Annotated in this window: 10 protein-coding genes; 3 read left to right on the forward strand and 7 right to left on the reverse strand. The window is 74.3% G+C overall.

Features of this window, described 5'->3' with window-relative positions; genetic code table 11:
• Positions 1 to 60: 60 nt before the first annotated feature.
• Positions 61 to 3,669 (forward strand): ATP-binding protein, encoded by a 3,609-nt coding sequence (locus tag ACH47X_RS19815; protein ID WP_397406243.1) that lies wholly within the window; start codon positions 61 to 63, stop codon positions 3,667 to 3,669.
• A 58-nt stretch (positions 3,670 to 3,727) separates the two neighbouring features.
• Here the strand turns inward: ACH47X_RS19815 and ACH47X_RS19820 are convergent, their stop codons facing one another.
• From ACH47X_RS19820 to ACH47X_RS19840, 5 genes are all read right to left on the reverse strand, one after another.
• Complete coding sequence (locus tag ACH47X_RS19820; RefSeq protein ID WP_397406244.1) at positions 3,728 to 4,549, reverse strand: ABC transporter permease; 822 nt, start codon at positions 4,547 to 4,549, stop codon at positions 3,728 to 3,730.
• Positions 4,546 to 5,550: an ATP-binding cassette domain-containing protein gene (locus ACH47X_RS19825; RefSeq protein WP_397406245.1), complete on the reverse strand. Its 1,005-nt coding sequence runs from the start codon at positions 5,548 to 5,550 to the stop codon at positions 4,546 to 4,548. Before ACH47X_RS19825 ends, ACH47X_RS19820 begins: the two co-directional genes overlap by 4 nt.
• Before the next feature lie 68 nt (positions 5,551 to 5,618).
• Positions 5,619 to 6,362 carry a hypothetical protein gene (locus tag ACH47X_RS19830; protein ID WP_397406246.1) on the reverse strand — a complete coding sequence of 248 codons (744 nt, stop codon included), beginning with the start codon at positions 6,360 to 6,362 and terminating at the stop codon, positions 5,619 to 5,621.
• 3 nt (positions 6,363 to 6,365) lie between these two features.
• Complete coding sequence (locus ACH47X_RS19835) at positions 6,366 to 7,193, reverse strand: ABC transporter permease (RefSeq protein ID WP_397406247.1); 828 nt, start codon at positions 7,191 to 7,193, stop codon at positions 6,366 to 6,368.
• Positions 7,190 to 7,903, reverse strand: a complete 714-nt coding sequence (locus ACH47X_RS19840; RefSeq protein WP_397406248.1) for an ABC transporter ATP-binding protein — start codon at positions 7,901 to 7,903, stop codon at positions 7,190 to 7,192. Before ACH47X_RS19840 ends, ACH47X_RS19835 begins: the two co-directional genes overlap by 4 nt.
• 130 nt (positions 7,904 to 8,033) lie before the next feature.
• Between ACH47X_RS19840 and ACH47X_RS19845 the strand changes: the two genes are divergently transcribed.
• A complete protein-coding gene (locus ACH47X_RS19845; protein ID WP_397406249.1) occupies positions 8,034 to 8,963 on the forward strand; it encodes a sensor histidine kinase in 930 nt (309 codons plus the stop codon).
• Positions 8,960 to 9,715 carry a response regulator gene (locus tag ACH47X_RS19850; protein WP_397406250.1) on the forward strand — a complete coding sequence of 252 codons (756 nt, stop codon included), beginning with the start codon at positions 8,960 to 8,962 and terminating at the stop codon, positions 9,713 to 9,715. Before ACH47X_RS19845 ends, ACH47X_RS19850 begins: the two co-directional genes overlap by 4 nt.
• Before the next feature lie 27 nt (positions 9,716 to 9,742).
• Here ACH47X_RS19850 and ACH47X_RS19855 read toward each other — a convergent pair whose 3' ends face one another.
• Both ACH47X_RS19855 and ACH47X_RS19860 read right to left on the reverse strand, forming a co-directional pair.
• Positions 9,743 to 10,666, reverse strand: a complete 924-nt coding sequence (locus ACH47X_RS19855) for a heme A synthase (RefSeq protein ID WP_397406251.1) — start codon at positions 10,664 to 10,666, stop codon at positions 9,743 to 9,745.
• A 163-nt stretch (positions 10,667 to 10,829) separates the two neighbouring features.
• Positions 10,830 to 12,044 carry a S8 family peptidase gene (locus ACH47X_RS19860; RefSeq protein ID WP_397406252.1) on the reverse strand — a complete coding sequence of 405 codons (1,215 nt, stop codon included), beginning with the start codon at positions 12,042 to 12,044 and terminating at the stop codon, positions 10,830 to 10,832.
• Positions 12,045 to 12,066 lie beyond the last annotated feature (22 nt).

Consider the following 12,066-nt stretch of genomic DNA (forward strand, 5'->3'; position numbering starts at 1 on the left):
AACTGCCGAGTCTGTGGGGCAAACTGCCGCGGGCGGTGCCGACGATCTAGAGTGGCGCGCATGGTGCCCGTCAACTCCGCCCAGGGGCCCGGAGCGCGTCCGGCCCGGCCCGTGGTGGGAGTTCTCGGTCCGGTCACCGTGCTGTCCGACGCCGGGCCGGTCGCCCCGCGCGGCGCCCGTGCCGGTGCCCTCGTGGTGCAGCTCGCGCTCGCCGCGCCGCGTACGGTGACGGTCTCCGCCCTGGTCGACGTGCTGTGGGGCGAGGACCTGCCGGCCAACCCGCGCGCGGCCCTGCAGAGCCTCGTGTCCCGGTTGCGTGCCCTGGGCCCGGACGTCGTGCGGTCCACGACGGCGGGATACGCGCTCGGTGGGGCGAGCGACCTGGACCTGGCACGCGCTGCCGTCGCCGAGGCCCGGGACCTGCTCGCGGTGCCGGACGGCGGGGAAGGGCAGGACGGCCCGGCCGCCCGGGCGGCGACGCTGCTCGACGACGTCCTCGCGCTCTGGCACGGCGAGCCCGGCGAGGGACTGGATGGTGTCGCACCGGGGGTCGCCGCGGAGCTCCGGTCGGCCGCCGCCGGGCTGCGCGACGAGCTCACCACGCTGCGGCGCCGCGCCGCCGCGACCGCGGGGGACGCCGTCACGGCCGCGGCGCTCGGCGCCGACGCACTGGCCGCCGACCCGCTCGACGAGGATGCCGCGCGAGACCTCATGACGGCGCTCGTGGAGTCGGGCCGTCCGGACGAGGCCCTGCGCGTGTTCGGGCGGCTGCGGCACGCACTCGTCGCCGAGCTGGGTGCCGATCCCGCGCCCGATCTGGTGGCCCTCTACGAGCGGATCGTCGCCGGCGGCGCTGAGCCCGGCGCCGTCACGTCCGGTGGGGTGGCACCGGCGGACGCCGTCAGACCTGGTGGCGGTCGCTTCGTGCGCGGGCTCCGTGCCGCGGCGACGCCCCTCATCGGCCGCGACGACGACGTCCGCGCCGTCGTCCGCGAGCTCATGCGGCACCGCGTGGTGACCATCCTCGGCGCGGGCGGGCTCGGCAAGACCCGGCTGGCCCAGGAGGTGGCGCGCACGGTCGCGGACGACGGGCCCACGTCGCCGTCGGGCCCCCTGGGCGGGATGTCCGTCGCGGTCGCGGAACTGGCCGGCGTGCGCACCGACGAGGACGTGGCGCTCGCAATCGCGGACGGCCTGGGCCTGTCGTCGGCCGCGGCGTCCACCCGCCTGGCCGACCGCATGCTCGCCGGAGACCTGCGCGACCGCATGGTGGAGCGGGCCCGCACCGGCCGGACGCTCCTGGTGCTGGACAACTGCGAGCACGTTCCCGACGGCGCCGCCCGCTGGGCGGACGTGCTGCTCTCGGCCGCGCCCGGCCTGCGCATCCTGACCACGAGCCGGGCGCCGCTGCAGGTCGCTGCCGAGCAGGTGTACCCGCTGGCGCCGCTCGCGTCGGCCGGTGCCGTGAGCGACTCCGACGGGGCGAGCGACTCCGGCGCCGGGCGCGGCCCGGCCGTCGAGCTGTTCCGGCAACGCGCCCTCGCTGCCCGACCCGGTGCCCAGCTGCCCGACGCCGTCGTCGCGCGGCTCTGCGACCGGCTCGACGGGCTGCCGCTCGCGATCGAGCTGGCCGCCGCCCGGGTGCGCACGCTGTCGGTCGAGGAGATCGAGAGGCACCTGGGCGCCCGGTTCGCCCTGCTGCGCGGCGGCGACCGCACCGTGCCGGACCGGCACCGCACGCTCGAGGCCGTCATCGAGTGGAGCTGGAACCTGCTGGAACCCTCGCAGCGCGCGCTGTGGCGCCGGGTCTGCGTGCTGCCCGACGGCCTGTCCGCGCAGGCCGCGGCGGCGCTCGGCCGGCTCCGCCCCGTTGCGGAGGGTGAGGCACTGGCGGTCGGACCCGCCGACGAGGTGCCGCTCGACGTGCTCGACGACATCGACGGCCTCGTGCTCCAGTCCCTGCTCGTGGTCGAGGAGGACGCCGCCGCGTCCGGCACTGCTGGGAGCGCGCCGGCTCCGGTTCGTTATCGGATGCTGGAGACGGTCCGTGAGTTCGGCCTGTTGCGGCTGGCCGGGGCCGGGGAGGACGTCGCCGTCCGCGACGCGCTGCTGTGCTGGGCCAAGGACGTGGCGGCGTACTGCACGTCCCGGTTGCTCGGGCCCGACCAGGTGACCGCGATCGGCCTGCTGCGCCGCGAGCACGAGAACCTGCTGTTCGCGATCCGGGCGGCGGCGCGTGCAGGACGGCCGGACGTCGTCGTGCACGGGTTCGTGGCGCTCGGCGGCGCCTGGACCCTGCGCGGGGCCGAGGACCGCGCGGCCGACCTTGCGCCCGCCGTCCTCGATGCCGTCACGGGCTGGGCGGTCCCGACCGCGGAGGCCGACGTCACCGCGCTGGCGCTCGCGTACGCGGCGGCCACCACGGCATTCTCCGGGACGACGGCGAACCTGCGGGCGCTGGCCCGGCTGCGGCGCGTGCTGCGCGACCACGGCGACGCCGTCGGGCCGCGGACCCGGGCGGTGGCGAGCATGCTGCTGGCGGGTGCGCCGGGCGCGGTGGTCGGGCTGCGCGACTCGGCCGACCCGCTCATCGCCTTTCTGGCCCACCTCGTCGTGTCGCAGGAGGCGGAGAACGCCGGGCGGCTCGACGAGGCGCTGGCCGGCGCGGAACGCGCGTACCAACTGGCCCAGGGGATCGGCGACGTCGCGAGCCGGGCCGGCGCCGCGATGTTCCTGGCCACCACCGCGTTCGGCGCGGGGGACAGCGGGACCGCGAAGCACTGGTCCCACGTCGCGCGCGAGGGCCTGACGGTGATCGGCGCCGACGGTGCGCTGCGGCAGCTCGACTGGGTGGACCTCGGGGCCGCCATCGCCGACGGCGACCTGGTGGGTGCCGAGCGGATCTGCGCGCGCGTCCAGCGTGCCGGGGACAAGTCGGACCCGGCCGAGCGTGGGGGAGACGAGTCGCGCGCTGTGGTCCGGGCGGGCCGGGCCGAGATCGCGTGGGCGCGGGGCGACGTCGTCGGCGCGCTCGACCTGTACGAGCAGGCCGTGCGGGTGTTCGCGGACCTCACCGTTCCCGGGGGCGACGGCGTGGCCGGGGGCGACGGCGTGGCCGGCGACGGGGGAGCCGGTGGCAGCGGGCTCGGTGGTGGCGGAGCGGACCCGTCCCCGGCCGCTCCCTGGGCGGTGATCGTCGGGTCCGCGTGGGTCGTGCGCCTGGTCGACGCCGGGCAGGACGCGCGGGCGTGGCAGGTGGCCGACGTCGTGCGGCGTCGTGCGGTGGTCCTGTACCGGGAGCTCATGCGCCATGTTGCCGACCATCCCGTGCTCGGCACGGTGTGCCTCGCGCTGGGCGCGGTGCTCGCCTCGGGTGAGACGGGGGATACCGACGGCGCGCGGCCCGACCCCGCCGTCGGGCTGGAGCTGCTGGCCCTGGCCGAGGAGCTGGGCTCCCGGCAGGACTTCATGGCGCTGCGCCGGGCACCGGTCGTCGCGGCGGCTGCCGAGCGGCACGGTGCCGAGGCGGTGGATGCCGCCCGGGCCCGCATCGCCGCGATCCCGCGCGAGACCCTGGCGGAGCACGCCCTGACCACGCTCGAGACACTGACGACGGTCGAGCCGGTGACGACGGTCGAGCCGGTGAACGTAGGGAAGGTCGCTCCATGAGCCCTCATGGAGCGACCAACCCTACGTTCGGTGGCCGGACGCTGTGGCGGCAGCGCGGTCAGGCCTTGCGGAGGTAGGCCCGGACCGCGATCGGCGCGAAGATCACCACGACGACGGCAGCGCTGAGCAGCGTCCAGCCGACGTCGGCGGTGACCAAACCCTCGTTCGCCAGCGTGCGCACGGCGGAGACCAGGTGCGACACCGGGTTCACGTTCACGAACGCCTGCATCCAGCCGGGCAGGGTGTCGACCTCGACGAACGCGTTGGACAGGAACGTCAGAGGGAACAGGACCATGAACGAGACGCCCTGCACGAACGTGGCCGAGCGCGCGATGACGCCGATGTAGGCGAAGATCCAGCTCAGTGCCCAGGCGCAGACGATCACGAGCAGGCCGGCGAGCACCACGCCGCCGAAGCCGCCGCCGGGACGCCAGCCCATGACCAAGCCGGTCAGGAACGTGATCGTGGTCGCGACGACGTAGCGGACGGTGTCGGCCAGCAGGGCCCCGGCGAGCGGCGCGATGCGGGCGATCGGCAGGGAGCGGAACCGGTCGAACACGCCCTTGTCCATGTCCTCGCGGAGCTGGACGCCCGTCACGACGGACGCCGTGATGACGGTCTGCGCCAGGATGCCGGGGATGATCAGCGGCAGGTAGGCAGCGACGCTGCCGGAGACCGCGCCGCCGAACAGGTACGTGAACATCAGCGTGAAGATGATCGGCTGGAAGGTCACGTCGATGAGCTGCTCGGGGGTGTGCCGGACCTTGAGCAGGCCGCGGTAGGCCATGGTGAACGACTGGGAGACGGTGGCGGCCAGGCCGACCCGGGCGGGCTGGATCGTGGCGGTGTGCGGCGCCGGGGCCAGGGTCGCGGTGCTCATGCGGTCACCTTCTCGGTGTCGTTGCGGGTGTTCTCGGTGCTGCCGACGGCGGGGGCGTCGTCGGACGCCGCGTGGCCGGTGAGGGTGAGGAAGACCTCGTCCAGGCTCGGCTTGTCCAGGCTGACGGAGTCGATCGACACCCCGGCGTCCCGGAACCGGACCAGCAGGTCGGCGACGGCCTCGGCGTGAGGGACCGGCACGGTGATGCGCAGCCCCTCCGGTGCGACGACGCCCGCGGCGCCGAAGACCTGCTGCACCAGGCTGAGCGCGGTGCCGAGGTCGTCGGCCTCGGCGAGCCCGACCTGGAGCGACTGCGCGCCGACGGTGGACTTGAGCTCGTCGGCGGTGCCCTCGGCGACCACCGTGCCACGGTCGATGACCGCGATGCGGTCGGCGAGCTGGTCGGCCTCGTCGAGGTACTGGGTGGTGAGCAGCACCGTGGAGCCGTCCGCGACCAGGCGGCGGATGGTGTCCCACATCTGGTTGCGGGTGCGCGGGTCCAGGCCGGTCGTGGGCTCGTCGAGGAAGATGAGCGGCGGCCGGGCGATCAGGCTCGCCGCCAGGTCCAGCCGGCGGCGCATGCCACCGGAGTAGTTGCGCAGCGGTCGCCTGGCGGCGTCGGTCAGCGAGAACTCCTCCAGGAGCTCGGCCGACTTGGCCCGCGCGGCGCGCGTGGAGAGCCCGAGCAGCCGCCCGAAGACCACGAGGTTCTCGGTGGCGCTCAGCGTCTCGTCGACCGACGCGTACTGGCCCGTCACGCCGATCAGGGAGCGGACGGCGGCACCCTCGCGGGCGATGTCGTGGCCGAAGATGCGGGCCTCGCCGCCGTCGGGCTGCAGCAGGGTCGCGAGCATGCGGATGGTCGTGGTCTTGCCCGCGCCGTTGGGCCCGAGCACCCCGTAGACGGTCCCGGTACGGACGGTGAGGTCGACGCCGTCCACGGCGCGGTTGTCGCCGAAGATCTTGACGAGGCCCTGTGCCTCGATCGCGTTCGTGTTCATGCCCCCCAGCGTGCGGGGGCCCGCTCGCACGGATCTGTCAGACCGCTGTCACGGATCGTCACGGGCTGTCACGGGTCGCGTCGGACGAAGCGCACCGCGGCGCCGGCGCCGACCACGGCGATCCACGCGAGCGTGACGAGTGTCCCGGTGGTGCCCGTGAGCACGTCGTCGGCGGGGGCGTAGAGCTGCGCCGCCGCGCGGTCGGGCAGCCAGCGGGCATGCTCGGTGAGCGTGGCGAGCAGCGGCGAGACGATCAGGACGAGGGACAGTGTCCCGACGAGCGCGGGGACCAGACCCCGGACCAGCAGGGTGATCGCGTGGCTGAACAGCCCGACCAGGATCAGGTAGGCGACCGCGCCGAGGACGGGCCCCGCGTCGACGTCACCCGGCGCCACCGGAGCGCCCCCCAGGTACGCCGTGACGGTGGCGGCGCCGAGCAGCCCACCGACGGTCGCGGCCGCGGTGACCGCCGTGGCGACGAACGTGGCGACGGTCTTGCCCGCCAGGAGCAGTCCCCGGCGGGGGACTGCGGCGAGCGTGGTGCGGAGCTGGCTGCCCGCCAGCTCGTGGGCGACCGGGAGCACGCCCAGCAGGATCAGGCCGGTCTGCACGAACGGCACGGCCCGGACCATGGTGGCGGTGATCGAGACCTCGGTGGCCGGGACGGCGGTGCCGTGCGCGGCGGCGGTCAGGGCCACGGCGAGGGCGACCCCGACCACCGTGGTGCCCAGGGCGGCAACGACCGCGGCGGGTAGCGTGCGGAGCTTGTCGAGCTCGGCGGCGATGACGTCGATGACGTTCGGCAGGCGCACGGTTCACGCGTCCCGTCGGGCGAACACCACGCCCGCGACGGCGAGCAGACCGGCCGCCCATGCCGCCATGACGAGCGCGCCGGGCACGACGTCCAGGCCGCCCTCCACCGTCGACAGGCCGCCGAAGAGTCTTCGGCCGGCCATGTCGGGCAGCCAGTGGGCGAGCGGGGTGACGTGTGTCAGCAGCAGGGAGAACGACACCAGCGAGCTGTTCGTGACCAGCACGACGAGCGGGACGATCCCGCTGCGGGTCAGCACCGTGACCGCGAGTGCGAGCAGTGCGGTCAGCGACCAGTAGAGGCCGGCGCCGGCCGACCGGGCCACCGCCTCGCCCCACCCGACCGCCGTGTCCGATCCGGCCACGCCTCCGGACGCGCCGCCGATGATCAGGCCGGCCAGTGCGACGCACACGGGGATCGTGACCGCCGCGGTCGCGACCACCAGCAGCAGCACGCCCAGCGCCTTCGCGACGAGCAGTCGGACCCGGTGCGGGCTCGCCGCCAGGGTCGTCGTGATCTGGCGGCCGCCGCCCGCGTCCGGGCTGTTCGCGGCGTATTCGCTGCTGACCGCGACGACGCCGATCACGACGGCGCCGACCGTGCCGAGCGGAACCGCCGCGTAACCCGTCTCGAAGGCGGACTGGACCGCCCGCGACCCCTGCGCGCCCGAGTCGAGGGCGGCCCGGGTACCGAACGCGTTGAGCACCGTGATGCCCGCCGACCCGATCAGCGTGCCCGCGGCCGCGAGCCCGCTCGCGGGCAGGGTCACGATCTTGCGCAGCTCACCGAGGAAGGTGTTCAGGAGGCTTTGGAGCACGTTCGGAGAGCTCATCGTGCCGACCCCCTGCTGCTGTCGGTGAGCGCGAAGAACGCGTCCTCCAGGCTCCGGTGTCCGGCGGTGACCGCGTCCAGGGTCCCCGCGGCCACGACCCGGCCGCCGGAGATCACCACGAGATCGTCCGCGATCCCCGCGACCTCGCCCATCAGGTGGCTGGACAGCAGCACCGTGCCCCCGCGGTCCGCATGGCCGCGCAACAGGCCGCGCATCCAGCGGATGCCCTCGGGGTCGAGCCCGTTCACCGGCTCGTCGAGCACGAGGACCTCCGGCTCGCCCAGGAGCGCCGTGGCCAGGCCCAGCCGCTGCCCCATGCCGAGCGAGTACCGGCCGACGCGGACCCGCCCCGAGTCCGAGAGCCCGACCTGGTCGAGCACCTCCCCGATGCGGCGGCTCGGTATGCCGTTGCTCCGCGCGACCCACGCCAGGTGGTCCCGTGCGGTGCGCGACCGGTGGGCGCCGGACCCGTCGAGCATCGAGCCGACCGACCGCAGCGGATCACGCAGGCTCCGGTAGGGACGCCCGCCGACCAGGGCACGGCCGCCGTCGGCGCGGTCCAGGCCGAGCAGGATCCGCAGGGTCGAGGACTTGCCGGCCCCGTTCGGGCCGAGGAACGCGGTGACGCGACCCGGCCGGGCGGTGAGGCCGACGCGGTCGAGGACCGTCCGGGGACCATGGCGTTTGACGAGCTGTTCGATCAGGAGCATGCCCCCATCCCAGCGGCACGACCCCACGGCGTCATCGGACCCAGGTCCGGTCTCCACGCATCGACTCGGCCCGTGGTCCGTCAGACCCAGGTCCGATGTGCGCCGGCGGACGGAAACCTAGACTCGGGCGATGGACTCGACCGCCCGCCCCGAACTGCGCTCACGTGCGTGGCTGACCGCCACCATCGTGCTCGCGGTCCTCGGCCTGTCGCTGGCCGCCACCGGCGTCCAGCAGCCCGTCGCCGTGCTGGTCACGGTGCTCGGGGCGGCCGGGATCGCCCTGGGCGTGATGGTCTGGGCGCTCGTCCGCACGGGTCGCCAGCGCCGCGCCTACGAGGACGAACTGACTGCCTGGGCCGCCGAGCGCGCCGCCCAGGCCGAGCGGTTGCGCATCGCGCGCGATCTGCACGACCTCGCCTCCCACGGGCTGGGCCTCATCACCGTACGTGCCGCGGCCGCCCGGACCCTGACCGGCCCCGCCGGCGAGGTCGAGCACGCCCGGGCGCTCGCGGACATCGAACAGGCCGGCCGGGCGGCCACGACCGAGCTGCGTCGCATGCTCACCGTGCTGCGCACACCGGGCGGCGAGAACGCGCCGCTGCGGCCGGCCGAGACGCTCACCGACCTGCCCGGCGTCGTCGACTCCGCGCGGGTCGCCGGCGTCGACGTGACCCTGGAGCTCGACCACCTCGGCGACGTGTCCGCGGGCGCACAGCTGACCGTGTGCGTGGTCGTCCGCGAGGCGCTCGCCAACATCGCGCGGCACGCGGGACCGACCGCCGCCCGGGTCGCCGTGCTCCGGGAGGCCGACGCGATCGTGCTGACCGTCGAGGACGACGGCCCCGTAGCCGGCTGGTATCCCCACCCGGGCGCCGGCCAGGGCCTCGCAGGTCTGCGCGAGCGGGTGGCCGCGCTCGGCGGCACGCTGCACGCCGGTGCCGGCACCGACGGAGCCGGCCCCGGAGCCGGTCCCGGTGCCGACCGAGCCGGCTTCCGGGTGGTCGCACGCCTGCCGGACCATCCGTCCGGCGGCCCGATGGACCGGGGCCCCCGCCGATGACGGCCCCCGTCAGGGTGCTCGTCGTGGACGACCAGCCGCTGATCCGCCACAGTCTCCGGACCGTCGTCGACGGCGTGCCGGACCTCGCCGCGGTCGGGGAGGCCGGCACCGGCGACGCCGCGGTCGCGCGGGCCACCGAGCTGCGACCCGACATCGTGCTCATGGACATACGTATGCCCGAGGGCGACGGCATCGACGCGACCCGGCGCATCCTCGCCGACCCCGGGCTGCGGGGAACTCGCGTGCTCGTGCTGAGCATGTTCGAGCTGGACGACTACGTCCATGCCGCCCTTCGCGCCGGTGCCAGCGGCTTTCTCCTCAAGGATGCCGAGCCCGAGCGGCTCGTCGACGCGATCCGGCGCACCCATTCCGGCGAGTCCCTGTTCGCGCCGAGCATCCTCACCCGGCTCGTCGCGCACTACCTGGACGGACCGGTGCTGCCGGACAACCGGCGCACGGGCCACGACCCGCCCCAGGACTCGGCGGGTGGCCGTGGCGCACCAGCGGGGCGCACCGCACCAGAGCGCGTGCGTGGGCCCGGCGTCCTCACCGACCGCGAGACCGAGGTGCTCGCCCAGGTGGGCCGAGGACTCTCGAACGACGAGATCACCCGGGCGCTCACCATCTCCATGGGGACGGTCAAGTCCCACATCGGCAGCCTGCGCGCCAAGCTGCATGCCCGCGACCGGGCGCAGCTCGTCATCGCCGCGTACGACCACGGGCTGGTGGGCGGCGACCGGAAAGTGACGTAGCTCCGGTCGGACGGCCCACCCGCGCCGTCAGCGCACCCGCGTCGTCAGCCACACACGCGTTGTCCCGGCGATCAGCGCGGCGGCACCGATCATGTGCAGCCCGACGAGCAGCTCGGGCAGGTCGGTGAAGTACTGCACGTACCCGATCAGGCCCTGCGCCAGCGTGATGACGAGCAGGGTCAGGGCCGCCCGGCGCACCTCGGCCGGGCCGCGCCGGACCGCCACGAGGAAGGCGACCAGGGCGACCAGGAACATCCATACCGCGGCGGCGTGCCACTTGGTCAGGAGCGCCGGGTCGACGGCGATGCGGTAGCCCACCTCGGCGTCGCCGCTGTGCGGGCCCGCTCCGGTGGTCAGCACGCCGAGCACGACCACGACGGCCGTGAGCCCGGCCAGCACCCAGGCCACGTTGCGCACCTGTGGCGTCACCACGAGGCGGGGGGCTCCGTCGCCCTCGTCGTGCCTGTGCAGTATGTAGAGGGAGACCGCGACCAGCGCACCCGAGACGCCGAAGTGCAGGGACACCCAGCCCGGGTGCAGGTGGAGCAGCACCACGATGCCGCCGATCAGCGCCTGCATCATCACGCCAACGATCGGCACCAGGCCGAGCATGCGGTACGACGCCGTGCGCTTCAGGTCCGTGCAGACCAGCACCGCCAGCAGCACCGCGACGACACCCAGGACGCCCGTCAGCGTGCGGTTCCCGAACTCGATGTACGGGTGCAGGGTGGTGGCCTCGTGGAACACCGGTGTGAAGCTGCCCGGCTCGCACTGCGGCCAGGTGGAGCAGCCCAGGCCGGAGTCGGTCAGGCGTACGGCGCCGCCGGTCCCGATGATGCCGATCTGGCCGATCAGGTTCGCGATCAGGACGGCACGGGTCCAGTGCCGGAAGCGGTCCACGCGGCCGGGGAGCGCGTCGATCCAGGAGGTGGGGGCGGCGGGTGCGGTCACGGGTCCCACGCTAGTGCCCGACGGCGGCGCTGCCTCCCGTGCTGGTCCCGCACCAGGTGTGATTCTTTGCCGACTACCTGTCAGGAACGCCACAGACGTGTCAGACGCTCAGATCACCGGGGTGACCTGAGCGTCTGACACGTGACGAGGAGGAGTCGGGCGGTCAGAGACCGCTGACGTTGAGCAGCAGGTTCGGCGAACCGGTGCCCGGGTCGGTCACGGCGCCCTGCACGGCGGCGCCGGTGAGGGCGTCACCGACCTCGGCCGGCGTGGCGCTCGGGTTGCCGCCCAGCACGAGCGCAGCGGCGCCCGCGACGTGCGGCGTGGCCATCGAGGTACCACTGATGGTGTTCGTGTCGCTGTCACCGGTGTACCAGGCCGACGTGATGTCGGTGCCCGGCGCGAAGATGTCCACGCAGGTGCCGATGTTGGAGTACACCGCGCGGGCGTCCGTGTCCTCGGTGGCGCCCACCGTGATCGCCTCGGGGGTGGAGCTCGGCGAGCCGTCGCAGGCGTCGGCGGCGTAGTCGTTGCCGGCGGCCAGCGCGAAGGTGACGCCGTCCGCGACGGCCGCGGAGACGGCGTCGTTCACGGCCTGCGAGAAACCGCCGCCCAGGGACATGTTGGCCACCGCGGGCGCGCCGGCCTCGTGGTCGGCCGTGACCCAGTCGATGCCGGCGATCACGCCGTCGAAGCTGCCCGAGCCGGAGCAGTCCAGCACGCGCACGCCGACGAGCGAGACGTCCTTGGCGACGCCGTGGGCCGAGCCGCCGACGGTGCCCGCGACGTGCGTGCCGTGGCCCGCGCAGTCGGTCGCGTCGTCGTCGCCGTCCACGGTGTCGGTGCCGCTGACCGCGCGGCCGCCGAAGTCCTCGTGACTGTTCAGGATGCCGGTGTCGATGATGTACGCCGTCACGCCCGAGCCCGAGTTCCCGTAGGTGTAGGAGTCGTCGAGCGGCAGGGCCTCCTGGTCGATGCGGTCCAGACCCCAGGAGGGGACCGGTGACTGCGTGTCGGACGCGGTCATCACCCGGTTCTGCTCCACGTAGGCGACGGACGGGTCCGCCTCGAGCCGCTCGGCCTGCTCCGCCGACATCGACGCCGAGAAGCCGCGCACCGCGTTGGTGTACGAGTGGCGCACCTCGCCGCCGTACTCCTGCACGAGGCTGCTCGCCGCGCTCCGGACCTGCTTCCTGCTGACATCGCTGTCCTTGAGGACCACGATGTACGAGTCCTCGATCAGCGCGCCCGCGACGGGCGCGGGCGCCTCGTCCGGTGCCGCCGAGGTCATGGCCGCTGCCGCCGGAGCCGCCGCGAGGGCGATCGCTATACCGGCACCGACGATCAGCCGACGACGGTTGCTGTGAGTGGAAGTCACGCTGCCTCCCTGGGGAATGTAG

Source organism: Promicromonospora kroppenstedtii (genome assembly GCF_044389675.1).
Taxonomy (GTDB): Bacteria; Actinomycetota; Actinomycetes; order Actinomycetales; family Cellulomonadaceae; genus Promicromonospora; species Promicromonospora kroppenstedtii.

What these genes read in the sequence shown, in the direction of transcription:
- ACH47X_RS19835 (WP_397406247.1), bottom strand. Translation starts at nt 7,193, where the DNA reads ATGAGCTCTCCGAACGTGCTCCAAAGCCTCCTGAACACCTTCCTCGGT.
- ACH47X_RS19840 (WP_397406248.1), bottom strand. Translation starts at nt 7,903, where the DNA reads ATGCTCCTGATCGAACAGCTCGTCAAACGCCATGGTCCCCGGACGGTC.
- ACH47X_RS19845 (WP_397406249.1), top strand. Translation starts at nt 8,034, where the DNA reads ATGGACTCGACCGCCCGCCCCGAACTGCGCTCACGTGCGTGGCTGACC.
- ACH47X_RS19820 (WP_397406244.1), bottom strand. Translation starts at nt 4,549, where the DNA reads ATGAGCACCGCGACCCTGGCCCCGGCGCCGCACACCGCCACGATCCAG.
- ACH47X_RS19825 (WP_397406245.1), bottom strand. Translation starts at nt 5,550, where the DNA reads ATGAACACGAACGCGATCGAGGCACAGGGCCTCGTCAAGATCTTCGGC.
- ACH47X_RS19850 (WP_397406250.1), top strand. Translation starts at nt 8,960, where the DNA reads ATGACGGCCCCCGTCAGGGTGCTCGTCGTGGACGACCAGCCGCTGATC.
- ACH47X_RS19815 (WP_397406243.1), top strand. Translation starts at nt 61, where the DNA reads ATGGTGCCCGTCAACTCCGCCCAGGGGCCCGGAGCGCGTCCGGCCCGG.